This window comes from Microbacterium paraoxydans (genome assembly GCF_020524545.1).
Classification (GTDB): Bacteria; Actinomycetota; Actinomycetes; order Actinomycetales; family Microbacteriaceae; genus Microbacterium; species Microbacterium paraoxydans_C.
In genome coordinates, this window is sequence record NZ_JAIVLG010000002.1 from 166,979 (window position 1) to 188,507 (window position 21,529).

Sequence of the window (21,529 nt, forward strand, 5' to 3'; positions counted from 1 at the left end):
TACGCTCCGGGGAGGGGCTCAGCGCTGCTTGCCGTTGGCGCACGTCTCCTGCTCGACCGTCTGGCCGGAGATGGCCGGGTCGAGCGTGGCACGCGGCGAGGGTGTCCCGGTGGGGGGTGCCTCAGAGGCCGGTGCCTCCGGGTCCGTTCCCGGGGCCGGGTCGACGAGTTCGACCCCGCCGTTGTTGCTCGCCTTGCCCGTCAGCTGCACCGACTGGCCCGCCTTCAACGCATCCCAGATCGTCGCGGCAGCCTCACGGTTGGGGATGACGCGGTCGGAATCGTCCGGGTCCTCGAACACGGGGTACTGCACGAAGACGAACTCGGAGAACGGCACGTCCTTGATGGAGAGCGCGAGCTGTGCCAGACGCACCGGGTTGGCCAGCTGGTCGCTCGGGTCGATGTTGTCGACGACGGTGTTGGCGAGTCCGAGCACCTTGCCGGGGTCGGTGAGGACCTCGTCGCTCATGATCTTCTTCACCAGGCGCGACATGTACTGTTGCTGGTTCGAGACCCTCGCCATGTCGCTCTCGTCGCCGACACCGTGGCGCGTGCGGATGAACTGGAGGGCTTCGTAGCCGGACACGGTGCGCGGCCCCGGCGCCCAGTCGAGGTCGGTGTGCCGGTCGCGGATGCCGTCGCCGCCGATGCACACCTCGACGCCGCCGATCGCGTCGGTCACCTCCATCACCCCGTCGAAGTCGATCTTCGCGGCGAAGGGGATCTCGATGCCGGTGAGATCGGTCACCGTCTTCGCCACGCAGGAGAGGCCGGCGCGTTGGAAGATCGAGTTGATCTGCGTCTTGCTCGTGGCTGAGGCGACGGACCCGTCGGGCAGCGTGCACTCCGGCGTCTCGATCATGAGGTCGCGGGGGAGCGAGATCGCGGTGACCTTGCGCGGTTCGGCCGACACATGCACCAGCAGGTTCACGTCGTTGAGGACGCCGCCGTCGGCCTCGGAGCAGCGCTCGCCCAGCAGTCCCGTCGAGACCGCGCCGCACTCGTCGGTGCCGATGATGAGCATGCTGAACTCGCCGGGGAAGGCGCTGATCGAGGGAGGCTCGACCTCCGGCGCTCCCTCGAGCGTCACGGCATCCTCGTTGAAGCGGTTGAAGTAGTCGGTCACCACGAACGCGGCGACGGCGACAGCGGAGACGAGGACGACGCCCAGCGTGATGCCGGCGATCTTCAGGAATCCTCTCGCCGGTCCGGGGGAGGGGAGCGTCGCGTGGCGGGCGACCGTCGAGCGGCCCTTGTCAGGAGTGCGGCGAACCATCCGGGGAGCCTACCGGGGGAAGCTGATGTTACGGCCATATGACGATTGTGGGAGCAACTTGCAGGGAATTAGTTAGTCGTGGATACTTTTTCCTAAACCCCGGTGAGTACCCGATGCTTTCCAGGACTTTCAAAGAGGAGATCCCCGCAATGCACAAGCGCATTCTCTCGGCTGTGGCGCTCGGCGCCGTGGCCACGCTCGCCCTCGCCGGCTGCGCCGGCGGCAGCGACACCGGTTCGGCCGACGGTGAGGGCAAGGAACTCACCGTCTGGATCATGAAGGGCACCAACCCCGACGCGACCGCCTTCTATGACGACGTCTCGGCAGCCTTCGAGGAGGAGACCGGTGCGACCGTCAAGATCGAGGAGATCCAGTGGGCCGACGCCCACGATCGCTTCGTGACCTCCATCGCCGGTGGCACGACCCCCGACATCGCGGAGACCGGTACCACCTGGACCGCCGAGTTCGCCGACGCCGGCGCGCTCCTCCCGATCGACGAGTACGTCGACGGTGAGGACGGGCTGCGCGACGACCTGGTCGAAGGCCTCGAGGTCGCCGGCACCTACGGCGACGAGCTCTACGGCATGCCCTGGTACGCCGGAGTGCGCTCGCTCGTCTACCGCGCCGATGTGTTCGAGGAGCTCGGTCTCGAAGCCCCGAAGACGTGGGACGACATCGTCGCCGCAGGTGACGCGATCAAGGCCGCCAAGCCCGACATGCTGCCGTTCCCGGTTCCGGGCGACGCCGAGTTCCAGGTCTACCCCTGGGTCTGGGGCGCCGGCGGCGAGATCGCCACGAAGGACGGCGACACCTGGACGAGCGAGCTCGACAGTGCCGAGTCGCAGGCCGGCATCGAGTTCTACACGGGCCTGGCCACCGAGCACGGCTTCTCCTCCGCAGGTGCCACCACCTGGAAGGAGACCGACCTTCGGGACGCGTTCACGCAGGGCAACGTCGCCATGATGCTCTCGGGCTCCTGGACGCCGAACTCGCTCATCGAGGCGAACCCCGAGCTCGAAGGCAAGATCGGCGCCGCGGTCATCCCGGGCGAAGACGGCGGCATCGCCCCGTCCGTGCTCGGCGGATCGCACCTCTCGATCTTCAACACGACCGAGAACGCCGACCTGGCGTGGGAGTTCGTGAAGCTCGTCACCACCGGTGAGTTCGCCGAGCAGTGGTCGAACGAGACCGGCTACTTCCCGGGCGTGCAGTCCGCGATGGAGGAGGCCCTCGCCTCGACCGACCCGCTCGTCGCACCGTTCGCCGAGCAGATGGTCGACGGCGGCGCATCCGTGCCGGTCACCCCGAACTTCGGCGCCGTGCAGGCGAAGAAGACGACCAACTCCATGATCCAGGCCATCCTCAGCGGGCAGAAGGACGTCGCGACCGCGACGAAGGACGCCGCCGCCGAGATGACCGAACTGCTCAACCAGTAAGGAAGCATCCCTTCCATGTCGATGGTGCAAGCGCCACTGCCGGCCACGAAGGCGGAGTCCACCTCCGCCTCCGTGGCCGGCGGCCGGAAGCGACGCGGTCTCTCGATCGTCGCGGCCCGCCCCTGGCTCCTTCTCGCGCCCGGGCTGGCCATCCTCGCGGTGCTCATGCTCTGGCCGCTCGTCCAGGTGTTCATCTACTCGCTGCAGGACTACGGCCTGCGTGAGATCAACACCGGGGAGAACAACTGGATCGGTCTCGACAACTACGTCGAGGCGCTCACCAACCCGACCCTCTGGACGGTGGTGCTGCCCAACACGGTCGGGTTCGCCGCCGTCGCAGTGTTCGTCACCGTGGCCGTCGGCACCCTCGTCGCCCTGCTCCTCGCGCGCCTCGGCACGACCTGGCGGGTCATCGTGTCCAGCTGCATCATGGTCGCCTGGGCGATGCCCGCGGTGACCGGCACCTACGTCTGGACCTTCATCTTCGATGCCGACCGCGGCATCTTCAACCAGGTCCTCATGGATCTGGGGCTCATGAGCGATCCGGTCAACTGGTTCACGAACCAGTGGTCGTTCTATGCCATCGTGCTCCTCAACGTCGTCCACCACGGCTTCCCGTTCGTGGCGATCACCGTGCTGGCCGGCCTCCTCGGCGTCTCGAAGGAGATGCTCGAAGCCGCAGCGCTCGACGGTGCCGGTGCGTGGCGTCGTTTCTGGAAGATCATCTTCCCGACGCTGAGGCCGGTGTTCTCGGTCGTGATCATCCTCTCGACGATCTGGGACTTCAAAGTGTTCGCCCAGGTGTACCTGATGCCCGGTGGTGGGGGAGGCAACCGTCAGGTGCTGAACCTCGGTGTCTGGTCCTACGTCGAGTCCTTCGGCCAGAACCGCTACGGTTTCGGTGCCGCTCTCGCCGTGCTGCTCACCCTCGTGCTCATCGGCATCACGATCGTCTACATCCGCTCCCTCATGAAGGAGGACGAGCTGTGAACCCGCGTCCGAGACTCCGCTCCCGCATCGGCACCGGCATCGCGGTCGCCGCAGTCCTGATCTTCACGCTGTTCCCCGTGTACTGGATGGTCTCCAGCGCCTTCGACGCCAAGGCGTCCAGTGGCGGGCAGTCGTTGGTCCCCCAGGAGTTCACGTGGGACAACTTCGCCTTCGTGCTCACCGAGGGCGGCTTCGGCACCTACCTGCGCAACTCGGCGATCGTGGCCCTCGTCACGGTTCTCGTCAGCGCGCTCGTGTGTCTGCTCGCCGCTGTCGCGGTCGCGCGGTTCAAGTTCAAGTTCCGCACCATGATCCTGATGATGATCCTCATCGTGCAGATGGTGCCGCTCGAGGCCCTCGTGATCCCGCTGTTCCTGCAGGTCAAGAGCCTCGGCCTGCTGAACAGCATCATCGGTCTGATGGTCGTCTACGTCGCGCTGTCGCTCGCATTCGGCATCTGGATGCTGCGCGGCTTCGTGGCCGCCGTGCCCGTCGAACTCGAGGAGGCGGCGTACATCGACGGCGCGAGCTGGTGGCGGATGTTCCGCTCGGTGCTGCTGCCCCTGGTCATGCCCGGTCTGGTCGCGACGAGCATCTTCAGCTTCATCACCGCGTGGAACGAGTTCATCTTCGCGATGACGATCCTCGGTGCGCAGACCGACCAGTACACGGTCTCGATCGGTCTGAAGTCGTTCTTCGGCCTGTACTCCAACGACTGGGGCAGCATCATGGCGGCCTCGACCATCATCACCGTCCCGGTCATGATCTTCTTCGTCCTCGTGCAGCGCAAGCTCGCCTCGGGCATGGTCGCAGGAGCGGTGAAGGGATGACCGACGAGCTCGAGCGACTCGCGAACGGCGTACTGTGGCCGGGGTTCTTCGGCACGGAAGCACCCGAGTGGTTGCGCGCAGAACTGCGTGACGGTCTGGCCGGTGTCGTGTACTTCGGTCAGAACGTCGGCGAAGGGCTCTCGGCGCTGAGCGCCGAGATCCTCGATGCGAACCCCGATGCCCTCATCGGCATCGACGAGGAAGGCGGCAGCGTCACGCGTCTCGAATCCGCCACGGGTTCGACCATCCCCGGAGCCGCACAGCTCGGCCTTCTCGACGACCTCGTCGCCTCCGAGCGGACGGGCGCCGAACTCGCCCGACGAGTGCGTGCGGTGGGAGCCAACGTGGTGCTCGGTCCGGTCGCCGACGTCAACACCGACCCCCGCAACCCGGTCATCGGCGTGCGGTCCTTCGGCGACGACGAGGCGCTCGTCTCCCGTCACGTGGTCGCGACGATCGACGGCATCCAGGATTCGGCGATCGCCGCGTGCGTCAAGCACTTCCCCGGCCACGGCGACACCCACCTGGACTCGCACCACTCCCTCCCCGAGATCACTCTCGACGTCGAGGAGTTCGAGCGGGTGCACCTCGAGCCGTTCCGCGCGGCGGTCGATGCCGGTGTCGATGCCGTGATGACGGCTCACATCGTCGTCCCGGCGTGGGGCGAGGAACCCGCGACGCTCAACCCCCGTGTGCTCGGAATGCTGCGCGACTGGGGATATGAGGGCGTCATCATCACGGATGCGCTCGACATGGCTGCCATCCGCGAGACCGTCGGACTCGGTGGAGGAGCGGCACGCGCCCTCGCCGCCGGGGCCGATCTCCTCTGTATCGGCAATCCGACCAATCCGGGCGATGCTGCGCTCCCGGATCAGGACGAGCGTGACTTCCACGCGGCCAGGGACGGGATCGTCGCCGCGCTGCGCGACGGCTCGCTCTCCCGTGCGCGAGTGGAGGAGGCGGCCGCTCGCGTCGCCGCGCTCGCGACCAAGCTCCGTGCCGCCGCCGAGCTCCGGCGCGACGACACAGACGATTTCGATGCCGCGGAGATCGTGCGTCGGACGGTGACGGTCTCCGGTGACGCCCCGGAGGCGGCCACGGCGCTCGCGGTCGTCGACGCTCGCCGCCGGTCGACCCTCGCGGTCGACAGCGCCGGATCCTACGTCGCGAACGCGCTCGCCGCCGACGGCGTGCGTGTGCGACTCGATGTGGCGTCCGCCGGGCTCCCGGAGCAGGACCGCGTGCTCGACGAGGTCGCGGCGGCACCGGGGACGACGGTGCTGCTGATCGACAGGCCCGATACGGATGCCGCCCAGCGTTCTCTCGTCGAGAGGGCGGCTGTCCGCGATCCGCGAGCGGTCGTGGTCAACGTGGGTCTTCCGACGCGGAATCCACTTCCCCTGCCCACCATCGAGGTCGCCGCAGCCAGTAGGCTCGGTGCCCAGATGGCAAGGGAAGCACTCCTGGGGCGCTTCGCCGTGCAGCAGAGGTTGAACAGCGCGGGCTGAGACAGGATCCCCCATGGACGATGACGTTCTCACTCGGGTCCGGCGCTCCCTTCCCAAGGTGAGCGCAGCGGAGGCGCGGGTCGCGGAGACGATCCTCGGTGACCCCACGCTCGTCGTGGACCTGGCGATCAACGACCTCGCCCAGCTCTCCCACACGTCCCTGTCGACCGTCGCGCGCTATGCGCAGTCCCTGGGCTACACCGGGTATCGGGAACTCCGGGTCGCTGTCGCGCGTGCCATCACTCTCGCACAGGCGCAGCAGGCGCGCTTCGGCCTGGACACCACGGCGATCGACCGGGAGGACGGACCGACGGCGATCGCGGCCAAACTCGCCGCGCAGGAGATCGACGCGATCGAGAAGACCGCGCTCGCCCTCGACGCCGACGCCCTCGACCGGGTTGCTCGCGCAGTGCTCGAGGCGCGGCACATCGATCTCTTCGGACAGGCGGCATCGTCCTTGACGGCGCAGGACCTGCTGCTGAAGCTGTCGCGCATCGGATGCTCGGTCTCCCATTCGCCGGATCCGCATCTCGCGGTGACCACCGCCGCGCTGCGGACCACGGGTGATGTGGCGATCGCGTTCTCGCACGGCGGGGAGACCGCCGAGACGATCCGGGCGCTCGAGGTCGCGCGGGATGCCGGAGCTCTGGCTGTCGCGGTGACCAGTGTCGCCGATTCGCCGGTGGCACTCGCTGCGGATGTGGTGCTGCTCACGCACGCACGGGAATCGCCGTTCCGGATGGCGGCGATGTCGAGCCGCATCGCTCAGCTCGCCCTGGTCGACGTGCTCTTCGTCCGCGTCGTGCAGCACAGCGGCGAGCCTGTGGCCGTGTCGTTGCAGCGCACGCACGATGCGGTTCCGTCGCGGCATCGCCGCTGAGCCCGGCCGGGTAGACCGAACCCCGTTTCAGTCGACGTGGTCGCGGGTGCTGATCAGCGCACGGGTCGCGATGCGGTGTCCGCGGGCGAGGCTTCCCGTCAACGACAGCCCGGTGAGGACACCGGCGAGGAACCCCGCGGCGAAGGCATCGCCGGCACCGATGGTCTCGACGACGGGGGTTTCGAGCGCTTCGCTCTCGGCGCGCTCGCCGCCGTCGTACGCGATGGCACCCCCGGAGTCGGTGACCAGGAAATACCGGGGCTCAGGGAAGAGGGCGCGGAGCTCCTGCGGGTCACCAGTGCCGAACACGGCCTCGGCGTCGGGACGTGTGCAGAACACGATGTCGGCGCGGCGGGCGAAGTCCGACACGATCGCCCTTCCCTCCGCCTCGCGACCGCGCCAGAGGGCGGGTCGCCAGTTCAGGTCGAAGCTGAGCAGCCTGCCGGGACGTCGGTCGGCGAACACCGCTTCCTGCGCCGCGAGCGCCGATTCGGACAGCGCCGGGGTTATTCCGGAGGTGTGCACGAGTGCCGCCTCGGCGAGAAGAGCGGATGCCCTCGGCTCGGCCAGCGTCTGCGGGGACATCGCCGCGGCGGCGGAGCCTGACCGGTAGTAGTGCATCGTCCCGTCGACGGTGCCGTCGGCTCGGGGAGCGAGTTCCTTCACATACAGTCCGGTCGGTGCGTCGGCGTCGACCTGCACCGCGGAGTCGTCGACGTCGTGAGCGCGCAGTTCCGCAGTGAGGAACCGGCCGAACCCGTCGTCGCCGACCCGCGAGAGGACGGCCGTGCGGATGCCGGCTGAGGCCAGCGCGATCGCAGTGTTCCACTCGGCTCCGGCCAGCGAACGGTGGAAGGTGCGGCAGTCCTCCAGTGGTACGGCGGCGGCGGCGACCAAGGCGACGAGGCCTTCTCCGAAGCAGACGGCGAGCGAGGGGGAGTCGGGCACGATCTGGACACTACCGGATCGACGCCGGTCGCGCCGATATCGGATTGCAACCTGGAAGCGTTTGGTATCTAGGGATCCGCTGGGTACCGTCTAGTCATCACCGTCCCCGAGGCGAAGAGGCCTCGGGACGCGCAACGTAGCGCCCGACAGGGAAGGTCACACAATGCACCAATCAGTCAAGCGTCGGCGAGGACTCATCGCCGCAGCCGGAGCCACGATCGCCGCTCTCGCCCTCGCCGGGTGCGTCGCGAGCGAGCGGGGGGATGATGGCGCCGAGGGCTCAGGCGACGTCGACGGGACATTCGTCTTCGCGGCGTCCTCCGACCCGGCGAGCCTGGACCCCGCATTCGCACAGGATGGCGAGAGCTTCCGCGTCTCGCGTCAGATCTTCGAGGGTCTCGTCGGCACCGAGCCGGGCACGGCGAACCCGGCACCGCTCCTCGCCGAAGAGTGGGAGTCCTCCGAGGACGGCATGTCGCACACGTTCACCCTCAAGGAGGACGTGACCTTCCACGACGGGACGCCGTTCAACGCCGAGGCCGTGTGCGCCAACTTCGACCGCTGGTTCAACTGGACCGGGCTGGCCGCCTCCGAGGCCTTCGGCTACTACTACAACAAGCTCTTCAAGGGATACGCCTCCAACGCGGCGGACGCCGTCTACAAGTCGTGCACCCCGGACGGCGACTACTCGGTCACGATCGACCTGAACAAGCCGTTCGCGGGCTTCGTCGCGTCGCTCTCGCTGCCGTCGTTCGCCATGCAGAGCCCGTCGGCCATGCAGGAGTTCGGAGCAGACGAGGTCGGCGGCTCCGCCGAGGCCCCGCAGCTGTCCGAGTACGCGATGGGGCACCCGGTCGGTACCGGCCCCTACCAGTTCGACGAGTGGGCACCGGGCGAGCAGGTCACGCTCAAGGCCTACGACGGCTACTGGGGCGACGCCGGACAGATCGACGAGATCATCTTCCGCACCATCGATGACCCGACGGCTCGCCGTCAGGCTCTCGAGTCCGGCTCGATCGACGGTTACGACCTCGTGGGCCCTGCCGACACCCAGGCACTCGACGACGACGGATTCACGATGGTCTCGCGCCCGCCGTTCACGATCCTGTACCTCGCGTTCAACCAGGCCGTCCCGGAGCTCCAGGACCCGAAGGTCCGCGAGGCCCTGTCGTATGCGGTCGACAAGGACGCTCTGATCAGCCAGGTACTGCCCGAGGGCACGCAGAAGGCGATCGAGTTCGTCCCCGAGGTCGTCAACGGCTACAACCCGGACGTGACGACGTACGACTACGACCCCGAGAAGGCGAAGTCGCTGCTGGCCGAGGCCGGCTACGACGAGGCGAACCCGCTGAAGCTGACCTTCAACTACCCGGTCAACGTCTCGCGTCCCTACATGCCGGACCCCGAGCAGATCTACACGGTCCTGTCGTCGCAGCTCTCCGAAGTCGGCGTCGAGACCACCCCGGTCTCGGAGGAGTGGGTCGAGTACCTCGACCGCACCACCGGTACGGCGGACCATGGCATCCACCTGCTGGGCTGGACCGGCGACTACAACGACACGGACAACTTCGTCGGCGTCTTCTTCGGCCAGAAGAGCTCCGAGTGGGGCTTCGACAACCCGGAGCTGTTCCAGAAGCTGACGGAGGCGCGCGGCGTCTCCAACCTCGAGGAGCAGACCGCGCTGTACGAGGAGATCAACGAGATGGTCGCCACGTTCATCCCCGGTGTTCCGCTCGCGCACCCGGCGCCGACCCTGGCGTTCGACCCGCGCGTGGAGAGCTACCCGGCCAGCCCGGTCAACGACGAGGTCTTCACCGACATCGTCCTCACCAAGTAGGCCTGACCGCGTGATGCGCCGAACCCCGGTCCCGCGTACTCCGCGGGACCGGGGAACGGCGTACCTTCCGATCGACGGAGATCTTCGTGCTGCGCACCATCGGCAGGCGACTGCTGTTCCTCATCCCCACCCTGTTCGGGCTCAGCATCCTGCTGTTCGCCTGGGTCAGGGCCCTTCCCGGCGGCCCCGCGGTCGCCCTCCTCGGCGAGAAAGCCACACCCGAGGCCGTCGCCAGGGTCAACGAGCTCTACGGCTTCGACGAGCCGATCATCCAGCAGTACTTCACCTGGATCGGTCGCCTCCTGCAGGGCGACTTCGGGACATCCATCCAGACCAACCGTCCGGTGACGGAGGAGTTCCTCCGCCGGTTCCCCGCGACACTGGAGTTGAGCGTCATGGCGCTCATCTTCGCGGTCGGCATCGGTATCCCGCTGGGCTACTGGGCGGCCCGCCGTCACGGGAAGTTCACCGACCACGCGTCGGTCGTGCTGAGCCTGGTCGGCATCACCATCCCGGTGTTCTTCCTGGCGTTCATCCTGAAGTACGTGTTCGCCGTGCAGCTGGGCTGGCTGCCGTCGGACGGACGACAGGATCCACGAATAGACGCCACCCATCCCACCGGGTTCTATGTGTGGGACGGGATCATCACCGGCGAGTTCGACGCCGCGTGGGACGCGATCCTGCATCTGATCCTGCCGGCGCTCGCGCTCGGCACGATCCCCCTCGCGATCATCGTGCGCATCACCAGAGCGAGCGTCCTCGAAGTGCAGAATGCGGACTACGTGCGCACAGGGCGGGCAAAGGGCGTCGGGTCGCCCACGCTGCGAAACCGCTTCATCCTGCGCAACGCCATGCTCCCGGTGATCACCACGATCGGTCTGCAGACCGGACTCCTGATCTCCGGGGCGGTGCTCACCGAGACGGTGTTCGCCTTTCCCGGTATCGGCTCGTTCCTGGCGAGGGCGATCTTCACCAGGGACTTCCCGGTGCTTCAGGGATTCATCATCTTCATCGCGATCGCGTACGCGTTGATCAACCTGGCGGTCGATGTCTCCTACAGCTTCATCGACCCGAGAGTGAGGGTGCAGTGATGTCCCTCTCCATCGTCCGAAAGGAGGCGGTCGCATGAGCATCCCGCTCCCGCCCGCCCAGGGGCCGTCGGCCGAGAGCGGCGGCGGCATCGACACCGTCGCGATCGCGCAGGCCGATCTGAAGAAGAGCTCCGGCGGATTCTGGCAGGACGTGTTCCGCCGCCTCCGCCGCAATCCCACGGCCTGGGTCGGCGCCGTCATCGTGCTGCTGTTCCTGCTCGTCGCCGCCCTCGCCCCGTGGCTCGCTCCCTACCCGGAAACGGCGCTCCCCGGGGCGAAGTACATCACGCCGACCCACATCCCCGGACCGGGGGAGCTGCCGGAGTTCCCGCTCGGGCTCGACCGTTTCGGCGGGGACGTGCTGTCGAAGCTGATCTGGGGAGCGCAGGCGTCACTCCTGATCGGTGTCATCTCCACCGCGATGGGCCTCCTCGGCGGCATGATCCTCGGCCTCCTCGCCGGGACGTTCGGCGGCTGGGTCGATACCCTGATCATGCGTGTCGTCGACATCATCCTCTCCGTGCCGAACCTGCTGCTCGCGGTGTCGATCGCCGCGATCCTCGGGCAGACGCCGTTCGCGGTGATGATCGCCATCGGTGCTTCCCAGGTGCCGATCTTCGCCCGGCTGCTCCGTGCCTCGATGCTGCAGCAGCGTTCGAGCGATTACGTCCTCTCGGCGCAGACGCTCGGCCTCGGCCGCGGCAAGATCACCATGTCGCACGTGCTCCCCAACGCCATCGGCCCGGTGATCGTGCAGGGGACTCTGACGCTCGCGACCGCCGTGATCGATGCGGCGGCGCTGTCGTTCCTCGGACTCGGCGGCGGTGGCCCCGCGACGGCCGAGTGGGGCCGCATGCTCACCTACGCACAGTCCGAACTCGCGATCGCCCCCTGGCTCGCGTTCCTCCCGGGCATCTGCATCGCCGTCACCGCGCTCGGCTTCACCCTGCTCGGTGAGGCGTTGCGCGAGGCGATGGACCCGCGGACGAGGGCACGATGAACGCCGGCGATGAAGGCGCGACGCGCGCCGTGAAGGAGAACCAGATGTCGACCGAGCCGCTGCTGTCGGTCCAAGGACTCGCGGTGGACTTCGCCACCATGGACGGGGTGGTGCACGCCGTCGAGGGCGTCGACCTCGAGATCCGCCCGGGGGAGACCGTCGCGATCGTGGGAGAGTCCGGTTCGGGCAAGTCGACCACCGCGATGGCCATCATCGGACTGCTCGCGGGCGGCGGGAAGGTGGCCTCCGGCAGCATCCGCCTCGACGGGAAGGAGATCGCCCACGCCTCCGAGAACGAGCTGCGCACGATCCGGGGGCGCGACATCGGCCTCGTGCCGCAGGATCCGATGTCCAACCTGAACCCGGTGGCCAAGATCGGCACGCAGGTGGCCGAGACGCTTCTCGCGCACGGTCTCGCGACTCGTCAGGACGTGCAGGCCAAGGTGGTGGAGGCTCTCACGGCTGCTGGTCTCCCTGACCCGGAGCGGCGTGCCAAGCAGTACCCGCATGAGTTCTCGGGCGGCATGCGGCAGCGTGCGCTCATCGCCATCGGACTGGCGTGCAAGCCGCGACTGCTGATCGCCGACGAGCCGACCAGCGCCCTGGACGTGACCGTGCAGCAGACCATCCTCGATCAGATCGGTCAGATGACCCGGGACCTGGGAACCGCGGTGCTGCTCATCACACACGATCTCGGGCTCGCCGCCGAGCGCGCCGAGCGCGTGATCGTGATGCACCGAGGCAAGGTCGTCGAGCAGGGGGCCGCGCGGCAGATCCTGGAGAATCCGCAGCATCCGTACACGCAGTCGCTGGTGAAAGCCGCACCGTCGGTCGCCGCCGCACGGCTGCGGCCGGAGGCCTTCCAGGTGCAGGAGCGCGCCGCGGAGACGGACGCCAGGGCCACGGCCGCTCCCGCCGACAACATCGTCGAGATCGAGAACCTCACCAAGGTGTACCCGGTGCGGGGTCGCGGCGAGGACTTCGTGGCGGTGGACGACGTGTCGCTGGTCATCCCGCGCGGGGAGACGGTCGCGATCGTGGGGGAGTCCGGCTCGGGGAAGACCACGACCGCGCGGATGCTGCTGAAGGTGATCGAGCCCACGAGCGGACTGATCCGCTACGAGGGCAAGGACATCTCGACGCTCTCGCGGGCCGAGACGCGCGAGTTCCGCCAGCAGGTGCAGCCCATCTTCCAGGATCCCTACTCGAGCCTGAACCCGATGTTCACGATCGAGCGTCTGATCGCCGAACCCCTGGAGTTCTACAAGAGGGGAAGCAGTGCCGACCGACGAGGGCGCGTGCGGCAGCTGCTCGACGACGTGGCGCTGCCGCAGTCGATGCTGCGGCGCTACCCGTCCGAGCTGTCGGGCGGGCAGCGGCAGCGCGTCGCGATCGCGCGGGCGCTCGCGCTCTCTCCCGACGTGATCGTCTGCGACGAGCCGGTCTCGGCACTCGACGTGCTGGTGCAGGACCAGATCCTCACCCTGCTCGGCGACCTGCAGCGGGAGTACGGGCTGAGCTATCTGTTCATCTCCCACGACCTGGCTGTGGTGCGGTTGATCAGCGACTACGTCTGCGTCATGAAGGACGGCAGGCTCGTCGAGGCGGCGACGTCGGAGGAGATCTTCACCAACCCGCGCGACCCCTACACGCGGCGGCTGCTGGCCTCGATCCCCGGCAACGAGCTGAACATCGCATCCTGAGCGGCCGCAGCGCTCGCCGTCCGGAGCCGTGAGCGCACGCCACTTCTCCGCCGACGCGCTCTCCGCCGACACGCCAGATGTCGGACGCCGCGCCGCATCCGGTCCGACATCTGGCGTGTCGGCCCCTCCGTTGGGGGCAGGGGGCGGTGCCGGGGCGGGAACGGGAGAGGGGAGGTGCCGGGGAGGTGCCGGGGAGGTGCCGGGGGCCGGGGTGGGAACGGGAGAGGGAGCCTGGAGGTGACCGGATGCTCATACCGCAGCATCTGAGATTGGTCAAGGACTGCGCTTGCCATGTCGCACAATCGTGCGTATAGTTGGTAGTTGCGCTCGCTCCTCCCTGCCCTCATATGGTGGTCGGCATTTCGTTGAGTTCTCGAGCGCACACTCCACCTGACGACAAAGGAATCGAGAAGCCCTGCGGGGCTCACGGAGGTTATTCCCTTGGCTGCTGCTCGCAACGCATCCACATCCACCACCACCAAGAACGGACGCGGAGCTTCCCGTCTTTCGTTCGCCAAGATCTCCGACACGCTGACGGTCCCTGACCTTCTCGCTCTGCAGACCGAGTCCTTCGGTTGGCTGGTCGGCAACGACGCCTGGAAGGCGCGCGTGGCCGAGGCCAAGAAGCAGGGGCGCACGGACGTCAACGAGAACAGCGGTCTGGGCGAGATCTTCGAGGAGATCTCTCCGATCGAGGACCTCGGCGAGACGATGCAGCTGTCGTTCACGAACCCCTACCTCGAGCCCGAGAAGTACTCGATCGAGGAGTGCAAGGAGCGTGGCAAGACTTACGCCGCTCCGCTGTACGTCGAGGCCGAGTTCATGAACCACCTCACGGGTGAGATCAAGACCCAGACGGTCTTCATGGGCGACTTCCCGCTGCAGACCGACAAGGGCACGTTCATCATCAACGGCTCCGAGCGCGTCGTCGTCTCGCAGCTGGTCCGCTCCCCGGGTGTCTACTTCGACAAGACCCCCGACAAGACCAGTGACAAGGACATCGTCTCGGCGCGCGTCATCCCGAGCCGCGGCGCCTGGCTCGAGTTCGAGATCGACAAGCGCGACCAGGTCGGCGTTCGTGTCGACCGCAAGCGCAAGCAGTCGGTCACCGTCTTCCTCAAGGCGCTGGGCATGACCAGCGAGGAGATCCTCGCCGAGTTCGCCGGCTACACCTCGATCGAGGAGACGCTCGCGAAGGACACGATCGTCACGAAGGAAGATGCGCTCCGCGACATCTACCGCAAGCTCCGTCCGGGTGAGCAGGTCGCCGCTGAGGCAGCCCGCGCGCTCCTGGACAACTTCTACTTCAACCCGAAGCGCTACGACCTCGCCAAGGTCGGTCGTTACAAGATCAACCACAAGCTGGGCCTGGACCAGCCGCTGACCTCCTCGGTGCTCACCGTCGAGGACATCGTGGCCACGATCAAGTACCTCGTTCGCCTGCACGCGGGCACCGAAGAGACCTTCACGGGCATCCGTGGTGGCAAGAAGGCCGAGATCCGTCTCGCGACCGACGACATCGACAACTTCGGCAACCGTCGCATCCGCGCGGTCGGCGAGCTGATCCAGAACCAGGTCCGCACCGGTCTGTCCCGCATGGAGCGCGTCGTCCGCGAGCGCATGACCACGCAGGACATCGAGGCGATCACGCCGCAGACCCTGATCAACGTGCGACCCGTCGTCGCCGCGATCAAGGAGTTCTTCGGAACGTCGCAGCTGTCGCAGTTCATGGACCAGAACAACCCTCTCGCTGGTCTGACGAACAAGCGTCGTCTCTCCGCGCTCGGACCCGGTGGTCTCTCGCGTGACCGTGCCGGCGTCGAGGTTCGCGACGTCCACCCCTCGCACTACGGCCGCATGTGCCCGATCGAGACGCCGGAAGGCCCGAACATCGGTCTGATCGGTGCGCTCGCGACCTTCGCGCGCATCAACTCGTTCGGTTTCATCGAGACCCCGTACCGCAAGGTCACAGACGGTGTCGTTACCGAGCAGATCGACTACCTGACCGCGTCCGAAGAGGTCGACTTCAACATCGCGCAGGCCAACGCGCCGCTCGACGCGAAGGGCCGCTTCATCGAGAGCCACGTCCTGGCGCGTCCCAAGGGCGGCAGCGGCGAGGTCGACATGTTCCTGCCGGAGGACATCGGCTACATCGACGTCTCCCCGCGCCAGATGGTGTCGGTCGCGACCTCGCTCGTGCCCTTCCTCGAGCACGACGATGCACAGCGCGCCCTCATGGGGGCCAACATGCAGCGTCAGGCTGTGCCGCTGCTGCGCAGCGACTCGCCGCTCGTGGGAACCGGTATGGAGGGCTATACGGCCATCGACGCCGGTGACGTGCTCACCGCCGAGAAGGCCGGTGTCGTCTCCGAGGTCTCCGCAGACCGCGTCGTCGTCATGCTCGACGAGGGCGGCACGCAGGAGTACCACCTCCGCAAGTTCGACCGCTCGAACCAGGGCACCTCGTACAACCAGAAGGTCGTCGTCAGCGCCGGTGAGCGCGTCGAGGTCGGAGAGGTCATCGCCGATGGCCCCGCCACCGAGAACGGCGAGCTGGCCCTCGGAAAGAACCTCCTCGTCGCGTTCATGACGTGGGAGGGCTACAACTTCGAGGACGCGATCATCCTGAGCCAGGACCTGGTGAAGGACGACACCCTCTCCTCGATCCACATCGAGGAGTACGAGGTCGACGCGCGCGACACCAAGCTCGGCAAGGAGGAGATCACCCGTGACCTCCCCAACGTCAGCCCGGAGCTGCTGAAGGACCTCGACGAGCGCGGCATCATCCGCATCGGTGCCGAGGTCCGCCCCGGCGACATCCTCGTCGGCAAGGTCACCCCGAAGGGTGAGACCGAGCTGTCGGCCGAGGAGCGTCTGCTTCGCGCGATCTTCAACGAGAAGAGCCGCGAGGTCCGCGACACGTCCCTGAAGGTGCCCCACGGTGAGCAGGGAACCATCATCGCGGTCAAGGAGTTCAACGCCGAGGACGGCGACGACGAGCTCGGCTCCGGTGTCAACCGCCGCGTCGTGGTCTACATCGCCCAGAAGCGCAAGATCACCGAGGGTGACAAGCTCGCCGGCCGTCACGGCAACAAGGGTGTCATCGCGAAGATCCTGCCCGTGGAGGACATGCCCTTCATGGCGGACGGCACCCCGGTCGACATCGTCCTGAACCCGCTCGGCATCCCGGGTCGAATGAACTTCGGCCAGGTGCTCGAGACCCACCTCGGGTGGATCGCGAAGCAGGGCTGGAAGGTCGAGGGCACCCCGGAGTGGGCTGTCCGTCTGCCGGAGGAGGCCTTCGAGGCGGCTCCCGGTACGAAGGTCGCCACCCCGGTGTTCGACGGCGCGAGCGAGGAGGAGATCGCCGGTCTCCTCGACGCGACCACCCCGACCCGCGACGGTGTGCGCCTGATCGACTCCAGTGGAAAGGCCCAGATGTTCGACGGCCGCTCCGGCGAGCCGTTCCCGGCCCCCATCTCGGTGGGCTACATGTACATCCTGAAGCTGCACCACCTGGTCGACGACAAGATCCACGCACGTTCCACGGGTCCGTACTCGATGATCACCCAGCAGCCGCTCGGTGGTAAGGCGCAGTTCGGTGGACAGCGCTTCGGTGAGATGGAGGTGTGGGCTCTCGAGGCCTACGGCGCCGCATACGCGCTCCAGGAGCTCCTCACGATCAAGTCCGACGACATCCTCGGCCGCGTCAAGGTCTACGAGGCGATCGTCAAGGGCGAGAACATCCAGGAGCCCGGCATCCCCGAGTCCTTCAAGGTGCTCATGAAGGAGATGCAGTCGCTCTGCCTGAACGTCGAGGTCCTCTCGGCCGATGGCACACTGGTGAACCTCCGCGACACCGACGATGAGGCGTTCCGCGCCGCGGAAGAGCTCGGTATCAACATCTCCAGCCGCTTCGAGGCCGCCTCGATCGACGAGATCTAATCCGCAGGTGTGCCCGGGGACGCAACTCCCGGGCACACCGAAGCAGACTTCTCAAACAGAATTTCCGACACAGGAGAACTAGTGCTCGAGTCCACAACTTTCGACGAGCTTCGCATCGGCCTGGCGACCGCAGACAACATCCGCGCGTGGTCCTACGGCGAGGTCAAGAAGCCCGAAACCATCAACTACCGCACCCTGAAGCCGGAGAAGGATGGTCTCTTCGGAGAGCAGATCTTCGGCCCGTCCCGCGACTGGGAGTGCGCCTGCGGTAAGTACAAGCGCGTCCGCTTCAAGGGCATCGTCTGCGAGCGCTGCGGCGTGGAGGTCACCAAGAGCTCCGTCCGTCGTGAGCGCATGGGTCACATCGAGCTCGCCGCTCCGGTCACCCACATCTGGTACTTCAAGGGCGTGCCCTCGCGCCTCGGTTACCTGCTCGACATGGCGCCGAAGGACCTCGAGAAGGTCATCTACTTCGCCGCCTACATGGTCATCTCGGTCGACGAGGAAGCTCGTCACCGCGACCTGGGCACGCAGGAGAACAACATCCGTCTCGAGCTGAAGACGCTCGGCGACCGCCGCGACGCCAAGATCGCGGAGCGCCTGGCCAAGCTGGAGGAGGAGCTCGCGGCTCTCGAGGCAGAGGGTGCTAAGGCCGACGCCAAGAAGAAGGTCAAGGACGCCGCCGAGAAGGAGATGTCGCTCATCCGCAAGGGCGCAGACGACGCGATCCTGAAGCTGGAGCGCGTGTGGGAGGACTTCCGCACCCTCGAGGTCGGTGCCCTCCGTCCGGAGGACGACGTCTTCCACGAGCTGCAGGACCGTTTCGGCCAGTACTTCGAGGCCTACATGGGAGCAGAGTCGATCCAGCGTCGCCTTGCGTCGTTCGACCTGCAGGCCGAGGCCGAGAACCTGCGTCTGCAGATCTCCGAGGGCAAGGGCCAGCGCAAGATCCGTGCGATCAAGCGCCTCAAGGTCGTCAGCTCGTTCCTCGAGACCGGCATGAGCCCGGCCTCGATGGTCCTCGACGTGGTCCCGGTGATCCCGCCGGAGCTGCGCCCGATGGTCCAGCTCGACGGTGGTCGCTTCGCGACGTCGGACCTGAACGACCTCTACCGCCGTGTGATCAACCGCAACAACCGTCTTCGTCGTCTGATCGACCTCGGTGCCCCCGAGATCATCGTCAACAACGAGAAGCGCATGCTGCAGGAGGCCGTCGACGCCCTGTTCGACAACGGTCGCCGCGGTCGTCCCGTCACCGGTACGGGCAACCGCGCCCTGAAGTCCCTCAGCGACATGCTGAAGGGTAAGCAGGGTCGTTTCCGTCAGAACCTGCTCGGAAAGCGCGTCGACTACTCCGGCCGTTCGGTCATCATCGTCGGCCCGCAGCTGAAGCTGCACCAGTGCGGTCTGCCCAAGCAGATGGCGCTGGAGCTCTTCAAGCCGTTCGTCATCAAGCGCCTGATCGACCTCGGTCACTCGCAGAACATCAAGGCGGCCAAGCGCGCCGTCGAGCGCACCCGTCCCGAGGTCTGGGACGTTCTCGAGGAGATCATCCGCGAGCGTCCGGTGCTGCTCAACCGTGCACCCACCCTGCACCGTCTGGGTATCCAGGCCTTCGAGCCGCAGCTCGTCGAGGGTAAGGCCATCCAGCTGCACCCGCTCGTCTGCGCGGCGTTCAACGCCGACTTCGACGGTGACCAGATGGCCGTGCACCTGCCCCTGTCGGTCGAGGCTCAGGCCGAGGCCCGCGTGCTGATGCTCGCGTCGAACAACATCCTGAAGCCGTCTGACGGCCGTCCGGTCACTCTGCCTTCGCAGGACATGATCATCGGTCTGCACCACCTGACCACGGTCAGGGAGGGTGCGGACGGTGAGGGTCGTGCGTTCGGTTCGGTGGGTGAGGCGATCCTGGCCAAGGACGAGGGCACCCTCGACCTGCAGGCGAAGATCCGCATCCGCATCCCCGGTCTGACCTTCCTCGAGGGCGAAGCTCCCGAGGGCTACGAGCGTCACGGTCTCGTGGACGCTTCGCTGGGTCAGGCGATCTTCAACGACACGCTGCCCAAGGGCTACCCGTTCGTTCGCGAGCAGGCCGACAAGAACAAGCTGTCGCAGATCGTCAACAAGCTGGCCGAGGAGTACCCGAAGGTCGAGACGGCTGCGTCGCTGGACCGCATCAAGGACGCCGGCTTCTACTGGGCCACGCGCTCCGGTGTGACCGTCGCCCTGAGCGACATCCTCACCCCGCCGAGCAAGGGCGAGATCGTCGCCGGCTACGAGAAGCAGGCCGCGAAGGTCCAGTCGCAGTACGAGAAGGGTCTGACGACCGACGCCGAGCGTCGCCAGGAGCTCATCAAGATCTGGACCGAGGCGACCGATGAGGTTCAGGCCGCCATGCGGGCGAACTTCCCGGAGAACAACACCATCAACCGAATGGTGTCCTCTGGTGCTCGTGGTAACTGGCTGCAGATCCGGAACATCGCCGGTATGCGTGGTCTGGTGAATAACCCCAAGGGTGAGATCATCCCGCGTCCGATCATCTCCTCGTACCGCGAGGGTCTGTCGGTGGCGGAGTACTTCATCGCGACGCACGGTACCCGTAAGGGTCTCGCCGACACCGCTCTGCGTACCGCGGACTCGGGTTACCTGACCCGTCGTCTGGTGGATGTCTCGCAGGATGTCATCATCCGCGAAGAGGACTGCGGCACGTCGAAGGGCCTCGAGCTCCCGATCGCCGCTCCGAACTCGCAGGGTGAGCTCGTGCGCGACGCGAACGTCGAGAACTCGGTGTTCGCTCGTACGCTGGCCTCCGACGTCGTGAGCGAGTCGGGCGAGGTGCTCGCCGCCGCCGGTGACGACGTGGGTGATGTGCTGATCGACAAGCTCGTCGGTCTGGGTGTCGAGAGCATCAAGGTGCGCTCGGTCCTGACCTGCGACTCCGCCGTCGGTGTCTGCGCGCAGTGCTACGGCCGTTCGCTCGCGACCGGCAAGACCGTCGACATCGGCGAGGCCGTCGGCATCATCGCGGCCCAGTCGATCGGTGAGCCCGGTACCCAGCTGACGATGCGTACCTTCCACACGGGTGGTTCGGCATCGGCGGATGACATCACGCAGGGTCTTCCGCGTGTGCAGGAGCTCTTCGAGGCGCGTACCCCCAAGGGTGCGTCGCCGATCGCCGAGGCCGATGGTCGCATCACGATCGACGAGACCGACAAGGGCAAGAAGGTCATCCTCACGCCCGACAGCGGCGACGAGCCGGTCGTCTACCCGGTGCTGAAGCGCGCGACGCTTCTCGTCGAGGATGGCCAGCACGTCACGGTCGGTCAGCCCCTGCAGGTCGGCACGCTCGACCCCAAGGAGATCATGCGTGTCATGGGTGCTCGCGAGGTGCAGCGTTACCTCGTCGGCGGCGTCCAGGGCGTGTACCGCTCGCAGGGTGTGCCGATCCACGACAAGCACATCGAGGTCATCGTCCGTCAGATGCTCCGCAAGGTCACCGTCGTCGATCACGCCGACACGACTCTGCTCCCGGGCGAGATGGTTGACCTCAAGCGCTACCAGTCGATCAACCGCGAGGCTGTGTCCGAGGGCAAGCGCCCCGCGTCCGGCCGTCCGGAGCTGATGGGTATCACGAAGGCGTCGCTCGCGACCGAGTCGTGGCTGTCGGCCGCCTCCTTCCAGGAGACGACCCGCGTGCTCACCGAGGCTGCGATGCAGGGCAAGCGCGACCCGCTGGTCGGTCTCAAGGAGAACGTCATCATCGGAAAGCTCATCCCTGCCGGGACCGGTCTCTCGAAGTACCGCGACGTCACGGTCGAGGCCACCGAGGAAGCCAAGAGCGAGCGCTACCCGAACCGGATCTTCGCGTCCGACGGTGCGTACGCCGACGGCGACTTCGGCTACGTCGACTTCGACGCGTTCTCTACGGACGACATCACGCCCGGTACGTACAACTGAGTACTGAGTGAGTGAGAAGGCCCCAGGCGATTCGCCTGGGGCCTTCTTCGTGTCGGTGGGGTGGCCCTTCGAATCGCGCAACTGGTCGCATCTCGGCCCGAGATGCGACCAGTTGCGCGATTCGAAAGG

General features: G+C 66.9%; 13 protein-coding genes. 11 read left to right on the plus strand and 2 right to left on the minus strand.

Annotated elements, in window-relative coordinates; all coding sequences use genetic code 11:
* Positions 1-18 precede the first annotated feature (18 nt).
* Positions 19-1,275: an LCP family protein gene (locus LC041_RS05465; RefSeq protein WP_226531946.1), complete on the minus strand. Its 1,257-nt coding sequence runs from the start codon at positions 1,273-1,275 to the stop codon at positions 19-21.
* A 149-nt stretch (positions 1,276-1,424) separates the two neighbouring features.
* On the opposite strand from LC041_RS05465, the gene LC041_RS05470 reads away from it, so the two are divergent.
* The 5 genes from LC041_RS05470 to LC041_RS05490 are packed head-to-tail and all read left to right on the plus strand — an operon-like array spanning position 1,425 to position 6,919.
* Positions 1,425-2,711: a sugar ABC transporter substrate-binding protein gene (locus LC041_RS05470; RefSeq protein WP_226531947.1), complete on the plus strand. Its 1,287-nt coding sequence runs from the start codon at positions 1,425-1,427 to the stop codon at positions 2,709-2,711.
* Between the two features lie 15 nt (positions 2,712-2,726).
* A complete protein-coding gene (locus LC041_RS05475; RefSeq protein WP_226531948.1) occupies positions 2,727-3,701 on the plus strand; it encodes a carbohydrate ABC transporter permease in 975 nt (324 codons plus the stop codon).
* Positions 3,698-4,531 (plus strand): carbohydrate ABC transporter permease, encoded by an 834-nt coding sequence (locus LC041_RS05480; RefSeq protein WP_226531949.1) that lies wholly within the window; start codon positions 3,698-3,700, stop codon positions 4,529-4,531. Before LC041_RS05475 ends, LC041_RS05480 begins: the two co-directional genes overlap by 4 nt.
* Complete coding sequence (locus LC041_RS05485) at positions 4,528-6,039, plus strand: glycoside hydrolase family 3 N-terminal domain-containing protein (RefSeq protein WP_226531950.1); 1,512 nt, start codon at positions 4,528-4,530, stop codon at positions 6,037-6,039. Before LC041_RS05480 ends, LC041_RS05485 begins: the two co-directional genes overlap by 4 nt.
* 13 nt (positions 6,040-6,052) lie before the next feature.
* Positions 6,053-6,919 (plus strand): MurR/RpiR family transcriptional regulator, encoded by an 867-nt coding sequence (locus LC041_RS05490; protein ID WP_226531951.1) that lies wholly within the window; start codon positions 6,053-6,055, stop codon positions 6,917-6,919.
* Between the two features lie 27 nt (positions 6,920-6,946).
* Here the strand turns inward: LC041_RS05490 and LC041_RS05495 are convergent, their stop codons facing one another.
* On the minus strand, positions 6,947-7,867 hold the full coding sequence (locus LC041_RS05495) for a sugar kinase (RefSeq protein WP_226531952.1): 921 nt from the start codon (positions 7,865-7,867) through the stop codon (positions 6,947-6,949).
* Positions 7,868-8,030: 163 nt separating this feature from the next.
* Between LC041_RS05495 and LC041_RS05500 the strand changes: the two genes are divergently transcribed.
* The 6 genes from LC041_RS05500 (at position 8,031) to rpoC (ending at position 21,400) form a co-directional block, all read left to right on the plus strand.
* On the plus strand, positions 8,031-9,704 hold the full coding sequence (locus LC041_RS05500; RefSeq protein WP_226531953.1) for an ABC transporter substrate-binding protein: 1,674 nt from the start codon (positions 8,031-8,033) through the stop codon (positions 9,702-9,704).
* An 86-nt stretch (positions 9,705-9,790) separates the two neighbouring features.
* The gene (locus tag LC041_RS05505) at positions 9,791-10,795 is read left to right on the plus strand and encodes an ABC transporter permease (RefSeq protein WP_226531954.1); all 1,005 of its coding nucleotides are present in this window, start codon (positions 9,791-9,793) and stop codon (positions 10,793-10,795) included.
* 34 nt (positions 10,796-10,829) lie between these two features.
* The gene (locus LC041_RS05510) at positions 10,830-11,795 is read left to right on the plus strand and encodes an ABC transporter permease (RefSeq protein ID WP_226531955.1); all 966 of its coding nucleotides are present in this window, start codon (positions 10,830-10,832) and stop codon (positions 11,793-11,795) included.
* The gene (locus LC041_RS05515) at positions 11,792-13,498 is read left to right on the plus strand and encodes an ABC transporter ATP-binding protein (protein WP_226531956.1); all 1,707 of its coding nucleotides are present in this window, start codon (positions 11,792-11,794) and stop codon (positions 13,496-13,498) included. The genes LC041_RS05510 and LC041_RS05515 overlap by 4 nt, the downstream gene beginning before the upstream one ends.
* Positions 13,499-13,939: 441 nt before the next feature.
* Positions 13,940-17,443 carry a DNA-directed RNA polymerase subunit beta gene (gene rpoB / locus LC041_RS05520; protein ID WP_226531957.1) on the plus strand — a complete coding sequence of 1,168 codons (3,504 nt, stop codon included), beginning with the start codon at positions 13,940-13,942 and terminating at the stop codon, positions 17,441-17,443.
* A gap of 81 nt (positions 17,444-17,524) precedes the next feature.
* Complete coding sequence (rpoC, locus tag LC041_RS05525) at positions 17,525-21,400, plus strand: DNA-directed RNA polymerase subunit beta' (RefSeq protein WP_226531958.1); 3,876 nt, start codon at positions 17,525-17,527, stop codon at positions 21,398-21,400.
* Positions 21,401-21,529: the final 129 nt, after the last annotated feature.

Coding starts and splice junctions, on each gene's coding strand:
- LC041_RS05465 (WP_226531946.1), bottom strand. CDS start 1,275: ATGGTTCGCCGCACTCCTGACAAGGGCCGCTCGACGGTCGCCCGCCAC.
- LC041_RS05470 (WP_226531947.1), top strand. CDS start 1,425: ATGCACAAGCGCATTCTCTCGGCTGTGGCGCTCGGCGCCGTGGCCACG.
- LC041_RS05475 (WP_226531948.1), top strand. CDS start 2,727: ATGTCGATGGTGCAAGCGCCACTGCCGGCCACGAAGGCGGAGTCCACC.
- LC041_RS05485 (WP_226531950.1), top strand. CDS start 4,528: ATGACCGACGAGCTCGAGCGACTCGCGAACGGCGTACTGTGGCCGGGG.
- LC041_RS05490 (WP_226531951.1), top strand. CDS start 6,053: ATGGACGATGACGTTCTCACTCGGGTCCGGCGCTCCCTTCCCAAGGTG.
- LC041_RS05500 (WP_226531953.1), top strand. CDS start 8,031: ATGCACCAATCAGTCAAGCGTCGGCGAGGACTCATCGCCGCAGCCGGA.
- LC041_RS05510 (WP_226531955.1), top strand. CDS start 10,830: ATGAGCATCCCGCTCCCGCCCGCCCAGGGGCCGTCGGCCGAGAGCGGC.
- LC041_RS05515 (WP_226531956.1), top strand. CDS start 11,792: ATGAACGCCGGCGATGAAGGCGCGACGCGCGCCGTGAAGGAGAACCAG.